Here is a 14,271-nt window from a genome sequence, read left to right as displayed (position 1 = left end):
AACTAAATCCGAGGACACGAACCATGAAGAAAATTGAAGCCATCATCAAGCCGTTCAAGCTCGACGAAGTGCGCGAAGCGCTGTCCGAGGTCGGTATCACCGGTCTGACCGTTACCGAAGTCAAGGGTTTCGGCCGCCAGAAGGGCCATACCGAGCTGTATCGCGGTGCCGAATATGTTGTCGATTTCCTGCCCAAGATCAAGATCGAGATCGTCGTTGCCACCGAAACGACCGAAGCCGCCATCGATGCGATCATCAAGGCTGCCCGCACTGGCAAGATCGGTGATGGCAAGATTTTCGTCACGCCGGTCGAGCAGATTGTCCGCATTCGCACCGGTGAAATGAACGAATCAGCGATTTAATCGCGGATGGCCAGTCAGGGCGAATACGATATTCTCGATCTCAGGGATCGTTTGCTCGATTTTCTGGGAACTGATTACAAGGCCTATCCCGTTCAGCTGGAAAAGCAGTTTCCACGGATTCTGTCGAATCTCGTCAAGTTGTGGGGAACACCAGCATTCGACGCATATCTTTCCGGCCTGATCGTTTCTGATCGGCCGGATCGTAAAGGGTTTCCACCGGAAATTGCTGTCGAGCTTTTTCACCTGTCGTCTGTTTATGACAGTCACTCCGGCAAGAAAGCCGCATCCGGAACCGGTTGGGCAACGCTGGACGAAGGTGATTTGTACAAGAAATAGCCGGCGGGCCTGCCGTGCTGCGGTCAACTCCTCGGGTTGGCCGTTTTTCTTTGGGTCTTGAGCAGGACGATAACGGCACCTTCGCCGCCGTCCTGTGGTTTGGCCTGGCAGTAGGCCAGGACTTCAATTTTCTGCATCAGCCAGCCACGAACCAGGCGACGCAATACCGCATCGCGCCCGGGCGAGCCGTAGCCTTTGCCGTGGATGACGCGTACGCACCGGGTACCGTGCCGGTTGCATTCCGCCAGAAAAACGCTCAAGGCTGAGCGGGCTTCATCACGATTCAAGCCGTGCAGGTCGATTTCCGCCTGCAAGACCCAGCGCCCACGGCGCAAATCCTTCAATACGCTGTGGGCAATGCCGTTACGCAGGTAAATCGGTTCGTCTCCGCCTTCGAGGCGGTCCTGCAAGCCGATCTGGCCGTGCAGGCTTTCATGCAGCGCGGCCTGTTCGTCCGCCTGGTGTTGCAAGGGGCGGGGGGGCGGCAGGGGCGTGCGATGCTGTACGCGGTCCGTCCGGGGCAGTGGCCGGGCATCGGCTACTGCGGCCCGAAAGGCCGCGAGGTCGTCGGGGTCGATCAAGTCTCCCCCGAGAAATCAGTTCAGCTGGTCCAGGTAACGCTCGGCATCGAGTGCTGCCATGCAGCCGGTGCCGGCCGAGGTGCAAGCCTGGCGATAGACGTGGTCCTGAACATCGCCAGCGGCGAAGACGCCCTTGATGCTGGTCTGCGTCGCATTGCCCTTGCGACCCATTTCAGTCACCAGATAGCCGCCTTCCATTTCGAGCTGGCCTTCGAAAATATCGGTGTTCGGCTTGTGGCCGATGGCGATGAAAACGCCATGCACATCGATATCCTGTGCGGCACCGCTCTGCACATTCTTGACGCGCAGGCCGGTGACGCCGGAATCGTCGCCGAGCACTTCATCAAGGGTGCTGTTCCACAGGATCGTGACCTTGCCGGCCTTTTCCTTTTCGAACAGCTTGTCCTGCATGATTTTCTCGGCCTTGAACTTTTCGCGGCGGTGAATAACCGTGACATGGCTGGCGATGTTGGCCAGGTAAAGCGCTTCCTCGACCGCGGTGTTGCCGCCGCCGACGACCGCGACCGGCTTGTTGCGATAGAAGAAGCCATCGCAGGTGGCGCAGGCGGAAACACCCTTGCCGGAGAATTTTTCTTCGGACGGCAGGCCGAGGTATTGAGCCGAGGCGCCGGTCGCAATGATCAGTGCGTCACAGGTATAGGTGCCGCTGTCACCGATCAGCGTGAACGGCTTTTCGGTCAGCTTGGCGGTGTGGATGTGGTCGAAGATCATTTCAGTTTCGAAGCGGCGGGCATGGGCTTCGAAGCGGGCCATCAGTTCCGGGCCTTGCACACCATCGGCATCGGCCGGCCAGTTGTCGACCTCGGTCGTCGTCATCAGTTGGCCGCCTTGGGCCATGCCGGTGATCAGGACAGGTTTGAGATTGGCGCGGGCGGCGTAGACCGCAGCGGTATAACCGGCAGGGCCGGAACCGAGAATGATAAGGGGGCAGTGGCGACTGGGCTGGGACATGACGATCCTCTTGGGTTGTTGATCGGAAAATTATAGCCTCCTCAGAGGCCTTGAATTTCCCCGAGTTCCCGTTGAGTATGGGAAAGAGGTTTATAATCATCGTGTAACTCCATGAACGGAAACTGATTTGTGTCGATGATAAATTTCAGAATGAGTTGCGCGGTTGAGGGCAAAGCGTTCATGTTTTCCGGTGTGTAGGCACCGGAAGTTTCATTTTTCCCGGATTTGTCATGCCATTCCCTGCCAGGGAGAGCGGTGTGGCAATCCTTCAGACAGGTAGCGAAGCAGGATATGGTTGGAATGACAGGTGAACTTGGCGTCGGATACGACGGAATCGGGCGGTTTGGCGTGCCTTGTTCGACTTACGAGGAGGCTTGAGCATGGGTGTCCGCAGTTCTGACCGCAATCGCAATGCACCGAGTCCCTTGCCGGACAAGATCGGTGGCCTGCTGCAAGAGTCCCGCTGGCTGGGGCTGGGCGCGATCGCCCTGTTTCTTGGCATGGCCTTGTGGGGATTCAGCAAGGAAGATCCGGGCTGGTCGCACACGGTCATGGCGAACACCATTCACAATCCGGCCGGTCGTGCCGGGGCGTGGATTTCGGACCTGATGCTCTACATATTTGGATTTTCCGCCTGGTGGTGGATTGTCCTGCTCGGCATGTTTGTCTGGTGGGGCGTTCGCCACATCAACGCGCAGGATGGCGAGGAGCGTCATCCGCTGTACATCGCGCTGCTCGGCTTCGTCTTCCTGCTGCTGGCCAGTTCGTCACTGGAAGCCTTGCGTTTCTATTCGGCCCGACTGGAATTGCCGTTGAGTCCGGGCGGCATGCTCGGGCTTGAGATGAGCCGTGTGCTTGAGTCGCAAATGGGTTTTACCGGCTCAACCCTGCTTTTACTGGCTTGCCTTGCGGTTGGCTGGAGTGCTTTTTCCGGCATGTCGTGGTTGTGGGCCTTTGAGCGCTTGGGTGCGGGGCTGGAAACCTTTGTCGGCTTCTTCTACGGCCGGGTCGATACCTGGCGCGATCGCCAGATTGGCAAGGAAGTCGCTCAGCAGCGCGAAGTGGTCGTCGAGGAAGAAAAGCGCCGCGTCGAGTTGCACGAACCGATCATCATCGAAACGCCGGCGCCGGTCGAAGTGCCGGTCTCGAAAAAGGCTGAAGCCCGCCTTGAGCGCGAAAAGCAGGTGGCACTCTTCCCCGAAGCGATCATTGGTGGCCAATTGCCGCCGCTGCATCTGCTTGATCCGGCACCGCCGCCGACTGAAACGGTCAGCCCGGAAACCCTCGAATACACCTCGCGCCTGATCGAGCGCAAGCTCGCTGACTTCGGCGTTCAGGTCAAAGTGCTGGCCGCGATGCCGGGGCCGGTGATTACCCGTTACGAAATCGAGCCGGCGGTCGGCGTCAAGGGGGCGCAGATCGTCAATCTGGCGCGCGACCTGGCGCGGGCGTTGGCCATGGTGTCGATCCGCGTCGTTGAAACGGTGCCCGGAAAATCGTGCATGGCGCTTGAGCTGCCCAACCCGAAGCGGCAGACCGTCAAGCTCTCCGAGATCATTTCCAGCAAGCCCTACAACGACATGAGCAGCCCGCTGACCGTTTGTCTCGGCAAGGACATCGGCGGTTTGCCGGTAGTCGCCGACCTGGCCAAGACGCCGCATTTGCTGGTGGCCGGGACGACCGGTTCCGGCAAGTCGGTCGGCGTCAATGCAATGATTCTGTCGATGCTCTACAAGGCCGAGCCGGATCAGGTGCGCCTGATCATGGTCGACCCGAAAATGCTCGAACTGTCCATTTACGAAGGTATTCCGCATCTCTTGGCGCCGGTCGTCACCGACATGAAGCAGGCGGCCAACGCGCTGCACTGGTGCGTCACCGAGATGGAAAAACGCTACAAGCTGATGTCGGCGATGGGCGTGCGCAACATTGCCGGCCTGAACACCAAGATCAAGGACGCCGAAAAGCGCGGCGAACACATCCCGAACCCGCTGACGCTGACGCCGGAAACCCCGGAGCCGCTGCAGACCATGCCTTTCATCGTCGTCATCATCGACGAACTGGCCGACCTGATGATGGTGGTCGGCAAGAAGGTCGAAGAGCAGATTGCCCGCCTGGCGCAGAAGGCACGCGCTTCCGGCATTCACCTGGTGCTGGCGACGCAGCGTCCTTCGGTCGATGTGATTACCGGCCTGATCAAGGCCAACATCCCGACCCGTTTGTCGTTCCAGGTGTCGAGCAAGATCGACTCGCGGACCATCCTCGACCAGATGGGTGCCGAAGCACTGCTTGGTCAGGGCGACATGCTTTATCTCGCGCCGGGCACCGGCTATCCGACCCGCGTCCATGGCGCCTTCGTTTCTGATGACGAAGTGCATCGCGTCGTTGAACATCTGAAGGCGACCGGCGCGCCGGAATACGTCGAGGACATCCTCAACGGTGCCGGTGGCGATGACGAAGGTGGCGGTGAAGGCGGCGAGGGCGGTGCTGGCGATGCCGAAGCCGACCCGCTTTACGACCAGGCGGTCGATATCGTGCTCAAGAACAAACGCGCCTCGATCTCCCTGGTCCAGCGTCACCTGCGTATCGGTTATAACCGCTCGGCACGCCTGATCGAAGCGATGGAAAAAGCCGGGCTGGTCTCGTCGATGGATGGTCGTGGCGGCCGTGAAGTGCTGGCCCGCAAGGAAGCCGAATGAAATTTGCCCATAAAACGCTGTTGACCGCAGCAATCGCCATTTTTCCACTATTGGCCGAAGCTGGCGCGATTGATCAGTTGCATCAGTTCCTGCAGAACACGCGCACGCTGAAAGCCGAGTTTGCCCAGACCGTGATTGGCAAGAATGGCCGCAAGCCACAACTGTCGTCGGGTTTGGTCGCCATCTCCCGGCCCGGAAAATTGCGTTGGGAAATCGTCAAGCCCTACCCGCAACTGGTGGTCGGCGATGGCGACAAAATCTGGATTTATGATCCCGAATTGCAGCAAGTCACCGTGCGCAAGGCCGGTCAGGCAATCAGCGGCTCGCCGGCAGCATTGCTCTCTGGTAACAACGACCTGGAAAAGAACTTCACGCTAAAGGAAGCCGGCGAAGCCGAAGGCATGCTCTGGCTGGAAGCGACACCGAAGGTCGGCGACAGCGGTTTTGACAAGGTTCGCCTGGGCTTTGCCGGCAGCGACCTGAAAGCCATGGAATTGCAGGACAGCTTCGGCCAGACGACGCTGATTCGCTTCAGCAAGGTCGAGCGCAATCCGGCTTTGGCCGCCGGCACCTTCAAATTCACCCCGCCTGCCGGGGTTGATGTCGTCGGCGAGTAATCCGGCGGCTCTCGCCACGCAGCATCGCGGTGGCCGGCAACCCGATCATGCCGCGAGTGGCTGGCTCATGTAGCAGGCGGGCGGTGGGTAGCTGCCCAGGTTTTTGGCCTGTTTCGGGTCGTCGACCGCAGCAGGCTTGAAACCGTGCTTTGCCCAGAATGGCTGCGCATCCTGCACCGAAACCAGTGCGGCATGGCGCATTTTCATTGCCTGAGCTGCCGCCAGTGCCTGCTTGATCAACTGCCCGGCCACGCCGCTGCCTCGCGCCTGCCGGGCAATCGCCAGATCGTGCAGGTACAGGCAGTCGCCTGCCTCTGACGGCGTAAACCCGGCACCAAGCGCGGTGATTTTTCCGTGTTGCGAGCGATAACCGAACAGGTAGCCGGCCAGCCCGTCGTCAAGCTCCGCAACCCAGCAGTAATCGGGCGAGGCCTGCAGGCGCTGCGCAAAAACCGCTTCCGGCTCATTCATCACTGGCGGATAGGCTTGCGCCTGGATTGCCATGACGGCAGGCAGATCGGCCGCGCACATCCGGCGAATATCCGTATTGACCGGCATCCGGCTGAACCCGACTCAGGCCGGCACGATGGGGGAACAAAGTTCGACCAGCGTGCCATCCGGGCAGCGCACGTAAGAAACCGTTTGTCCCCACGGTTTTTCCTGGGGTGCCGACAGTTCAAGCGCACCCGCCGCAACGGCCCGGCGATGGGCGGCGGCTACATCGTCGCAGACGAAGGCCAACTCCATGCCGAGCGGCTGGGCCGAGGTATCGGCCCGGACATGCCCGCCGGGAAAGTTCATGTCGCCGAGCTCATGCGCGGCAAATGAAAGCGTCGTTTCGCCGCTCTCCAGTTCGCCGTAGCTGCCCGATTCGTGCAGAAAGCGACGGCTGAACCCGAAAGCTGTCTCGAAAAAAGCGAGCGAGGCGGCAACATCCGGGACATAAACGATGGTGTAGGCAAATTTCATGGCGGCAGCACGTTGGGCGAAAGGAAGAAGCCCGGAGAATCGCAGCTTTCGCTACCGCCGGTCAAATCCGGTGCCGGCCCGAATGTTAAAATCACCGCCTCCTTGGCCCTGTGTGCCTGTTTTTGATCGGATTTCCCCATGCATTTTGACGTCATCATCATCGGTTCCGGCGCGGCCGGCATGATGTGCGCGGCCCAGGCCGGGGCGCGGGGAAGGCGGGTCCTGCTGGTCGATCACGCGGCAAAAATCGGCGAGCGCATCCGCATTTCCGGTGGCGGGCGCTGCAACTTCACCAACCGCACGGTCAGCGCCGACAACTACCTTTCACAGAACCCGCATTTCTGCCGCTCGGCACTGGCTCGTTTCAGCCAGTACGACTTCATCGCGATGATCGAAAAGCGGCGCATCCCGTATCACGAGCGCGAACACGGCCAACTGTTCTGCGATGACTCGGCGGTCGAAATCATCGACATGCTGCGCGATGCCTGCGATGCCGTACAAGTGCGCTGGGCGCTTGACTGCGCGGTGCACGGCGTCGAGCACCACCCGGATGTCGAACACAAGCGTTACACCCTGCGCACGGCGAACGGGACTTTCTCCTGCCAGTCGCTGGTCGTTGCCACGGGCGGGCTGGCTATCCCGCAGATCGGTGCCAGTCCCTTTGGTTACAAACTGGCCGAGCAATTCGGCATTCCAGTCATCGCCCCGAAACCGGCACTAGTGCCGCTGGCGCTCGGGCCGGAACTGCTGGCGCCGCTCAAGCCGATGGCCGGTGCGACGCTCGATGCCAGCGCCTGCTTCGAAGACGCGGCCTTCCGCGAAAATGTGCTGATCACCCACCGTGGCCTTTCCGGCCCGGCCATCCTGCAGGTATCGAGCTATTGGCAAATGCAGGAGTACGGCGGGGGCAAGAAACTGCCGGTTGAAATCAACCTGTTGCCCGGCTTGGATGCCGGTGAATGGCTGGCCGAGCATCGGCAAGGGCGCATTCATCTGCCCAATCTGCTGGCCGAACACCTGCCGCGCCGCTTCGCGCAGGAATGGTGTCTGCTGCAGGGGGGCGAAAAATTCCAGACCCGGCCGATCAGCGAATTATCGAATCGCGATCTCGATGCCGTTGCCAGAACACTCAACGCCTGGCCGTTGATGCCTTCCGGTACGCTCGGTTTTGCCAAGGCCGAAGTAACCCTTGGCGGCGTGTCGACCGCGGCACTCTCGTCAAAAACCATGGAAGCCAAGGCCGCACCCGGCCTCTACTTCATCGGCGAAGTGGTCGACGTCACCGGTTGGCTGGGCGGCTACAACTTTCAGTGGGCCTGGTCATCCGGCTGGGTCGCCGGGCAGTTCGCCTGATCTGCTTCAACTGCCGGCCGGCTCAGGCTGGATAAGCCCCAGGCCAGCAACCACGTTACCGAAAGCCAGAACATCGCGAGAAACCCCCAGCCGAATGCAGTCGGCGCACACCATCCCCAACCGCAGGCCCCGTTATTCTGGAGCAAACCGGGAATGCCGATCTGGTGAAACAGGTAAATCGAAAGATACGGAATCGCCAAAGCCAGACCGAGCGGCGAATCGAGATAGCCGGGCCAGATCAGCCCCGGTGAGGCCAGCAGCAGAAACAGCCCGATCAGAGCTACAAGAAATTTGAAGGTTCGTTGCTGGAACATGTGAGTGGCTCCAAAACCAAGGGTTTAGATTTTGGCCAAAATTTCCGGTTGACCGTAGTAACGACGAAAGCGCCGAGCCGGAGTGCCAAAACAGGCATGGAGCCAAGAGCAAGCGACGGGAGGCGAAGTGACATGAGAAACCGAAGACTTCTAACGACGGTGTAGAAAAAGTGTATTCATGCCCGCATCGTGCCGTGAACCATATGGAATAACAAGGCTCCAACCTGAAGTTGAAATCAGGGAGGCGCCATGGCCCGCTACAAAGCAATCGACACCAGCCCGAGGTTTCTCGCGGTAGATCTGGAGAAGCAGTTGCTGCCCGGTAGTTTCGAGCATGCCGTGCATCACCTGCTCGACCACGAATTCGATCTTTCCCTTTTCGACAGTCGCTACCGCAACGATCAGAACGGCGCCAGCGCCTATCCCCCGGGGATGTTGCTCAAAGTCATCCTCTGCGCCTACGCCCAGGGCGTGGTTAGCAGCCGGGGCATTGCGCGGCTGTGCCGCGAACACGTCACCTTCATCGCCCTCAGCGGCGACTCCGCACCGCACTTCACCACCTTGGCGGCCTTCGTCTCCAGCCTCGACGAAGAAGTCGCCCGCCTCTTTGCACAGGTGCTTTACCTCTGTCATCGGCAAGGTCTGATCGGCCGGGAAATGTTCGCCATTGACGGCGTCAAGCTGCCCAGCAACGCCTCCAAGGCCAAGAGCGGCACGCGAGCCGACTTCGCCCATCAAGCCGACAAACTCGAAGCTGCCGCCAAGAAGATGCTGGCCCGCCACCGCGAGAACGACCGCCAGTCCGTCGAACCTGACCTCGCCGAGAAATCCCGGCAACGGTCCGAAAGCTTGCAGCAAGAGGCCGCCCAACTCCGCCAATGGCTGACCGCCAACCCTCAAGACAGAAAGGGCAGTAAAGGCGCCATCCGCAAAAGCAATCGCACCGACCCCGAGAGCGCCAAGATGGCCACCAGCAAAGGCGTCATTCAAGGCTACACCGGCGTAGCAGCCGTCGATGCCAAGCACCAGATCATCATCGAAGCCCAGGCCCACGGCACCGGCTCGGAACAAGAGCTACTGCTGCCGGTCGTGCGCGCTACTCAGGCGCAAGCCACTCCGGACACGCTCTACACGGCTGATGCCGGCTACCACTCTGAACGCAACCTCAAAGCCCTGGCCCAAGAGAACATCAACGCCCTGATTGCCGACAACGGCATGCGCCAACGTGACGAACGCTTCAAGGACCAAGGCAAACACAAAGTGAAGCCTGATCCCCTCTACGACAAGGCTAACCCGAAGAAAGCCGCCAGGCGTTACCGTCCGCAGGACTTCACACGCGATCCCGAAACTGGCATCTGCACCTGTCCAGCCGGCAAGCAGCTCTACCGCAATGGCACGAACTGCATCCACAACGGCCACCTCGCCACCAAATACAGCGGCACTCTGCGCGACTGCCTGCCCTGCGAACAACGCACCAAATGCCTGCGCACGCCGGAGAAAACCCAAGTCCGGCAAGTTGCGTTCTTTCGAGGCAAAGCCGACACAACCGAAGAAAGCGAGACCGACCGGATGAAGAAAGCCCTCGACAGCGAAGCAGGCAGAGCCCGTTATGGGCGACGCTTCGCCACCGTCGAACCGGTGTTCGGCAACTTGAGGCACAACAAGCGACTGGATCACTTCACGCTACGTGGGCGGAAGAAGGTTGATACGCAGTGGAAGCTGTACTGCCTGGTGCACAACATCGAGAAACTGGCGCATCACGGGTTCGGGCAGTAGAGGAAAAAGAAGGGAAATTCACCTGAAGGGGCCGAAACAGCTCGCATCGAGAATCACACGGTCAACCTGGAAAAAGCCTGAAAACGAAAATGGCGCAGATCAAACCTGCGCCATGTCTTTGCCGGAAATCTGGCTGGAAAAGGGTTTTTCTACAGCGTCAACGTAGAGCTAACCGGCGCTGCGCGGCTTTATCGCGCAGCGTCCAGCGACCGAAGGGAGCGAGGTTGAGCGCCGGGTTGGGCTGGTTTCGGTTCATGGTCACCTAGCAAATAGACCAGACATCGCGGCAAGCACAGAAGCAACTGCAACTATTGCACCAGCGATAACGGCAAGCCCTGACCGAAATAGCAAGGTGGCACCGAGCTTCAGCTCGGTGTCCTTTCGAGAGCGATATTTCAGCACAGCGATGACACAAATAACTACCCCCGCCAGAAACAGTACGGCAGGATGCAACATGACGGTGAGAAGCGCGCTCAAGAAAAATAACGCTGTGGGTACGACAATATTCTTGTTCATGACGTTCCTATGGCGACGCCTAACGTGAAGTGGACGGCAAAACCGCCACATATTCTGGAAATCTATCAACTGTCCTTGTCTTGGCTTTTGTCCAGAATGACCAGCTAGAGCGGCTGTCGGCCCGGTTGGTCTGATTGCTGCCGGGAATGGAGGGCGGTGAAACATGGCGCAGGGCCAGGATATGTGGCTTGAGTGCCATATATTCTGGCTTCGTGCCGCCTATTCTGGTGAACATGGCGCCTTGAAAGGTACTTGTCATATGGATAAATACGGACTACTGTGTTTATGTACAGTAGATATTGATTGGCAGGTGCGGCATGGAATCAAACCAACCCTCGACCTTGCTGGGGCGTCTTCGGGAAGTCATTCGTTATAAGCACTACAGCATAAGGACAGAGCAAACTTATGTCGAGTGGGTTCGTCGTTTTGTGGCTTTTCATGGTCGTCGTCATCCTCGCGAAATGGGGCCGGAAGAGGTTCGGCGCTTTCTTGCTTATCTCGCTTCGGAGTTGAAGGTGGCTGCTTCAACGCATCAACAGGCTTTGTCGGCCCTGTTGTTTTTGTATCGTGAAGTATTGGGCGTTGATCTGCCTTGGTTGACTGATCTGGATCGGCCAAAAAAGCCGAAACGGACGCCCGTCGTGCTCTCTCGCGGTGAAGTCGAGCGGCTTTTGAACGTCATGGAAGGAACGCATGCCCTGATGGCCCGTTTGTTGTATGGAACCGGGATGCGCTTGATGGAGTGTGTGCGCCTGCGTGTCAAGGATGTGGATTTCGAGCGGGGTGAATTGACCGTGCGTCATGGCAAGGGGGGCAAGGATCGATTGACGGTATTACCGGCATCGGTGGTGCCGGCTTTGCAGGCGCATCTGGTTCGTGTGCGCGCTTTGTGGGAGCGTGACGAGGTGGCAGGCATGCCCGGTGTGCAGATGCCGGAGGCCCTGGCAAGAAAGTATCCCGCTGCGCCCAAGTCATGGAGCTGGTTCTGGGTGTTTCCGGCGCGTGAGTTGTCGACTGATCCGCGCAGCGGTATTGAGCGTCGTCACCATACGCATGAACAAGCCTTGCAGCGGGCGATCAAGGTGGCGGTGGGTTTGGCTGGCATTGCCAAGCCGGCGTCGACGCATACTTTGCGTCATTCCTTTGCAACGCATTTGCTGGAGTCAGGCTACGACATTCGTACCGTTCAGGAGTTGCTGGGGCATTCCGATGTTTCGACCACCATGATTTACACCCATGTTTTGAACAAAGGTGGGCGCGGTGTGGTGTCACCGCTGGATGCCGTCCACTGACTGGCTTTTTCAGGTTGCCGCGCATACCATGCGCACCGGATGCCTGTTCGGCCGGGTTGCGGCTTGCTTTGCTGGCGGAAGATGGCGATAGCGTATTGCTGGTGCTCGACGAAGTGTTTTCCCGAACTTGGGGTTGATGGTGATGAATGATTTGTTTTCCCATGCCGGGCCAGATGTCGGGGCGCCGCTTGCCGAGCAGCTTCGGCCGCAAACACCGGATGATGTGATCGGCCAGCAGCATTTGCTCGGGCCGGGCAAGCCCTTGCGTCTGGCGTTTGAATCGGGTTTGCCGCATTCGATGATTCTCTGGGGGCCGCCGGGGGTGGGCAAGACAACGCTGGCGCGGATGATGGCAACGCAGTTCCAGTGCGAATTCATTGCGCTGTCGGCGGTTTTTTCCGGCATCAAGGAAGTGCGCGAAGCGGTTGCCCAGGCCGAAATATGGCGCGGGCAGGGCAAGCGGACCATTCTGTTTGTCGATGAAATCCACCGCTTTAACAAAGCGCAGCAGGATGGCTTTTTGCCCTTTGTTGAATCCGGTTTGCTGACCTTTATTGGCGCAACGACGGAGAACCCTTCGTTTGAAGTCAATTCGGCATTGCTCTCTCGGGCTTCGGTCTATGTGCTGAAGTCCTTGAGTGAGGCCGAGATGGGCTTGCTGTTCGACCGCGCCTGCACCAAGGCGCTGGCCGATCTGAGCTTCGATAATGAAGCGCGGGAACGCATGGTCGGTCTGGCCGATGGCGATGCCCGGCGTTTGCTCAATCTGCTTGAGCAAGTACGCACGGCGGCGCGTACCGCCGGCCTTGCTGCGGTCGACGGTCAGTTTATCGAAGAAACCATGGCGCAAAACCTGCGCCGTTTCGACAAGGGCGGCGATGCGTTTTACGACCAGATTTCGGCCTTGCACAAGTCAGTGCGCGGCTCCAGCCCGGACGGTGCGCTGTACTGGCTGACCCGCATGCTCGACGGCGGTGCCGACCCGCGTTATCTCGCCCGGCGCATCGTGCGCATGGCCTGGGAAGATATCGGGCTGGCCGACCCGCGGGCGATGCAGATCGCCAACGATGCGGCGGCCACCTATGAGCGCCTAGGCTCGCCGGAGGGCGAACTGGCGCTGGGGCAGGCGGTGATTTATCTTGCCGTGGCAGCCAAGTCGAATGCCGGCTACAACGCCTACAATGCGGCGCGGGCATTTGTCGGCAAGGATGGTTCGCGGCCAGTGCCGGTGCATTTGCGCAATGCGCCGACCAAGCTGATGAAGGAACTCGGCTACGGCCACGCCTATCGTTATGCCCACGACGAGCCGGAAGCCTACGCGGCCGGCGAAAGCTATCTGCCGGATGGCATGCCGGAACCCGGCTGGTACGAACCGACGCCGCGTGGCCTGGAAGGCAAGATCGGCGAAAAACTGGCGCATCTGCGCGACCTGGATCGCAAAGCCGGGAAAAAATAGCACCGCCTGAAAACTGCGCCGCCCGGCGATTTGTTTCAGGAAAGCTGCTTGCTGGCCAGGTTGCGGCGTATCCAGGTCAGCATGTCTTCCCAAATTTCGCGCTGCTCGCGCAACGGCGGCATGCTGGAGGCGTTGGGCAGTTCGATGGTGATGACCGGCATGTTTTTATGCACGCCACCGTAATTGCCCAGCGAGCCGGGGTAGATGCCCAGGCGGTTGAGGTTGAGGTTGCCGAAGCGGCGTGGCTGGCGCGCCGGGCCGTCGTAATCGAGAATGCCGAAAGGGGCATGGATGCTGACGATCAGGTCGGGCTTGAAGCTCTCGATCTGGCTGTTCATCCAGCGGGTTTCCGGCTCGGAGTTGGCCTCCTTGCCGGGGTAACGGCGCGGGTCGCGCCGGGTTTTCTTGTCCCAGTACGCGTGCGCATCCTTCACCCAGTCCGGGGTCGGGAAATTTCGGTTGAGGTCGACGCCGTGCCCGTTGGTGCGCTGCGGTGGATTGCTCAGCAGGCCGTCCGGGTTGGCGACGGGAATGACGCGCCAGTGATACTGGGCTGGTTCGTTTTCATCCAGCCATTGCATCCAGCGGAAGGCGATCGAGGCCGAAGTCAGTTCATCGCCATGAATGCCGCCGACCAGCAAAATGCGCAGCGGCCGGCCGGTTTTGCTCCCGGCCTGTGCCAGCTTGCGCGGTGCCGGCGGTACGTCGCGAAACATCAGGGCGTGGCGATTGGCGGAGACGACCGTTGCCGGGCTGAGTTGCAGTTTCTGGCACAGCGCCGGCGGGACGCTGCCCAGCCGCCCGCCGATGGCCGCACACCATTCCTTGGTTGTGCCGGCGGCCGGTGCCGCAAGGCTTTCGGTCAGGCTCAGCGCGGCGGCAAGGGTGAGGAGGGCGAGGCGTCGAATCTTTGGCATGGCAGAAAATTGAAGGCGTAGCCCGGCATGATATCGCCCAGCCAGCCTCCTTGTCCCTTTTCGTCTCGGCGGCAGGCTTCGGTGGCTCACGGGCATCGCGTATAATCGCCGTTT

General features: G+C 59.8%; 15 protein-coding genes. 8 read left to right on the top strand and 7 right to left on the bottom strand.

All coding sequences use genetic code 11. The features are described 5' to 3' along the window. Positions 1 to 23: 23 nt before the first annotated feature. The gene (locus KI614_RS10150; RefSeq protein ID WP_203466961.1) at positions 24 to 362 is read left to right on the top strand and encodes a P-II family nitrogen regulator; all 339 of its coding nucleotides are present in this window, start codon (positions 24 to 26) and stop codon (positions 360 to 362) included. 6 nt (positions 363 to 368) lie between these two features. Beyond that, positions 369 to 698: a hypothetical protein gene (locus KI614_RS10145; RefSeq protein ID WP_226405362.1), complete on the top strand. Its 330-nt coding sequence runs from the start codon at positions 369 to 371 to the stop codon at positions 696 to 698. A 23-nt stretch (positions 699 to 721) separates the two neighbouring features. On the opposite strand, the gene KI614_RS10140 is transcribed toward KI614_RS10145, so the two are convergent. Then, the gene (locus KI614_RS10140) at positions 722 to 1,279 is read right to left on the bottom strand and encodes a Smr/MutS family protein (RefSeq protein ID WP_226405360.1); all 558 of its coding nucleotides are present in this window, start codon (positions 1,277 to 1,279) and stop codon (positions 722 to 724) included. Positions 1,280 to 1,294: 15 nt separating this feature from the next. Next, the gene (gene trxB, locus KI614_RS10135) at positions 1,295 to 2,251 is read right to left on the bottom strand and encodes a thioredoxin-disulfide reductase (protein ID WP_226405358.1); all 957 of its coding nucleotides are present in this window, start codon (positions 2,249 to 2,251) and stop codon (positions 1,295 to 1,297) included. A 380-nt stretch (positions 2,252 to 2,631) separates the two neighbouring features. On the opposite strand from trxB, the gene KI614_RS10125 reads away from it, so the two are divergent. Next, the gene (locus KI614_RS10125; RefSeq protein WP_319002649.1) at positions 2,632 to 4,947 is read left to right on the top strand and encodes a DNA translocase FtsK; all 2,316 of its coding nucleotides are present in this window, start codon (positions 2,632 to 2,634) and stop codon (positions 4,945 to 4,947) included. Then, complete coding sequence (gene lolA, locus KI614_RS10120) at positions 4,944 to 5,564, top strand: outer membrane lipoprotein chaperone LolA (RefSeq protein WP_226405346.1); 621 nt, start codon at positions 4,944 to 4,946, stop codon at positions 5,562 to 5,564. Before KI614_RS10125 ends, lolA begins: the two co-directional genes overlap by 4 nt. A gap of 45 nt (positions 5,565 to 5,609) precedes the next feature. Here the strand turns inward: lolA and KI614_RS10115 are convergent, their stop codons facing one another. Then, positions 5,610 to 6,122 carry a GNAT family N-acetyltransferase gene (locus tag KI614_RS10115; protein WP_226405344.1) on the bottom strand — a complete coding sequence of 171 codons (513 nt, stop codon included), beginning with the start codon at positions 6,120 to 6,122 and terminating at the stop codon, positions 5,610 to 5,612. A 15-nt stretch (positions 6,123 to 6,137) separates the two neighbouring features. Next, entirely contained in the window at positions 6,138 to 6,533 is a 396-nt protein-coding gene (locus KI614_RS10110) for a VOC family protein (protein WP_226405341.1), read from the bottom strand. A gap of 138 nt (positions 6,534 to 6,671) precedes the next feature. Here KI614_RS10110 and KI614_RS10105 point away from each other — a divergent pair, with 138 nt between their 5' ends. Further along, positions 6,672 to 7,886, top strand: a complete 1,215-nt coding sequence (locus KI614_RS10105) for an NAD(P)/FAD-dependent oxidoreductase (RefSeq protein ID WP_226405329.1) — start codon at positions 6,672 to 6,674, stop codon at positions 7,884 to 7,886. Here the strand turns inward: KI614_RS10105 and KI614_RS10100 are convergent. After that, positions 7,841 to 8,200, bottom strand: coding sequence for a hypothetical protein (locus KI614_RS10100; RefSeq protein WP_226405327.1), 360 nt, complete (start codon positions 8,198 to 8,200; stop codon positions 7,841 to 7,843). The two genes, KI614_RS10105 and KI614_RS10100, sit on opposite strands and share 46 nt — an antisense overlap. 249 nt (positions 8,201 to 8,449) lie before the next feature. On the opposite strand from KI614_RS10100, the gene KI614_RS10095 reads away from it, so the two are divergent. Next, positions 8,450 to 9,976: an IS1182 family transposase gene (locus KI614_RS10095; RefSeq protein ID WP_226405325.1), complete on the top strand. Its 1,527-nt coding sequence runs from the start codon at positions 8,450 to 8,452 to the stop codon at positions 9,974 to 9,976. A gap of 258 nt (positions 9,977 to 10,234) precedes the next feature. On the opposite strand, the gene KI614_RS10090 is transcribed toward KI614_RS10095, so the two are convergent. Continuing rightward, entirely contained in the window at positions 10,235 to 10,492 is a 258-nt protein-coding gene (locus KI614_RS10090) for a hypothetical protein (RefSeq protein ID WP_226405322.1), read from the bottom strand. Positions 10,493 to 10,809: 317 nt separating this feature from the next. Here KI614_RS10090 and KI614_RS10085 point away from each other — a divergent pair, with 317 nt between their 5' ends. Beyond that, positions 10,810 to 11,784, top strand: coding sequence for an integron integrase (locus tag KI614_RS10085; RefSeq protein ID WP_226405320.1), 975 nt, complete (start codon positions 10,810 to 10,812; stop codon positions 11,782 to 11,784). 142 nt (positions 11,785 to 11,926) lie between these two features. Next, a complete protein-coding gene (locus KI614_RS10080; RefSeq protein ID WP_226405318.1) occupies positions 11,927 to 13,240 on the top strand; it encodes a replication-associated recombination protein A in 1,314 nt (437 codons plus the stop codon). Between the two features lie 35 nt (positions 13,241 to 13,275). Here the strand turns inward: KI614_RS10080 and KI614_RS10075 are convergent, their stop codons facing one another. Continuing rightward, positions 13,276 to 14,157, bottom strand: a complete 882-nt coding sequence (locus KI614_RS10075; protein WP_226405316.1) for a M14 family zinc carboxypeptidase — start codon at positions 14,155 to 14,157, stop codon at positions 13,276 to 13,278. Positions 14,158 to 14,271: the final 114 nt, after the last annotated feature.

Source organism: Dechloromonas denitrificans, assembly GCF_020510665.1.
Taxonomy (GTDB): domain Bacteria; phylum Pseudomonadota; class Gammaproteobacteria; order Burkholderiales; family Rhodocyclaceae; genus Azonexus; species Azonexus denitrificans_B.
Note: the sequence above shows the minus strand (reverse complement) of the source record. Positions and strands in the feature narration are given on the sequence as shown.

Excerpts from the sequence above, each read along its gene's own strand:
- KI614_RS10080 (WP_226405318.1), top strand. The coding sequence starts at position 11,927 with ATGAATGATTTGTTTTCCCATGCCGGGCCAGATGTCGGGGCGCCGCTT.
- KI614_RS10105 (WP_226405329.1), top strand. The coding sequence starts at position 6,672 with ATGCATTTTGACGTCATCATCATCGGTTCCGGCGCGGCCGGCATGATG.
- KI614_RS10145 (WP_226405362.1), top strand. The coding sequence starts at position 369 with ATGGCCAGTCAGGGCGAATACGATATTCTCGATCTCAGGGATCGTTTG.
- KI614_RS10095 (WP_226405325.1), top strand. The coding sequence starts at position 8,450 with ATGGCCCGCTACAAAGCAATCGACACCAGCCCGAGGTTTCTCGCGGTA.
- KI614_RS10090 (WP_226405322.1), bottom strand. The coding sequence starts at position 10,492 with ATGAACAAGAATATTGTCGTACCCACAGCGTTATTTTTCTTGAGCGCG.
- KI614_RS10150 (WP_203466961.1), top strand. The coding sequence starts at position 24 with ATGAAGAAAATTGAAGCCATCATCAAGCCGTTCAAGCTCGACGAAGTG.
- KI614_RS10115 (WP_226405344.1), bottom strand. The coding sequence starts at position 6,122 with ATGCCGGTCAATACGGATATTCGCCGGATGTGCGCGGCCGATCTGCCT.
- KI614_RS10075 (WP_226405316.1), bottom strand. The coding sequence starts at position 14,157 with ATGCCAAAGATTCGACGCCTCGCCCTCCTCACCCTTGCCGCCGCGCTG.
- KI614_RS10110 (WP_226405341.1), bottom strand. The coding sequence starts at position 6,533 with ATGAAATTTGCCTACACCATCGTTTATGTCCCGGATGTTGCCGCCTCG.
- lolA (WP_226405346.1), top strand. The coding sequence starts at position 4,944 with ATGAAATTTGCCCATAAAACGCTGTTGACCGCAGCAATCGCCATTTTT.
- KI614_RS10125 (WP_319002649.1), top strand. The coding sequence starts at position 2,632 with ATGGGTGTCCGCAGTTCTGACCGCAATCGCAATGCACCGAGTCCCTTG.
- KI614_RS10100 (WP_226405327.1), bottom strand. The coding sequence starts at position 8,200 with ATGTTCCAGCAACGAACCTTCAAATTTCTTGTAGCTCTGATCGGGCTG.
- KI614_RS10085 (WP_226405320.1), top strand. The coding sequence starts at position 10,810 with ATGGAATCAAACCAACCCTCGACCTTGCTGGGGCGTCTTCGGGAAGTC.
- trxB (WP_226405358.1), bottom strand. The coding sequence starts at position 2,251 with ATGTCCCAGCCCAGTCGCCACTGCCCCCTTATCATTCTCGGTTCCGGC.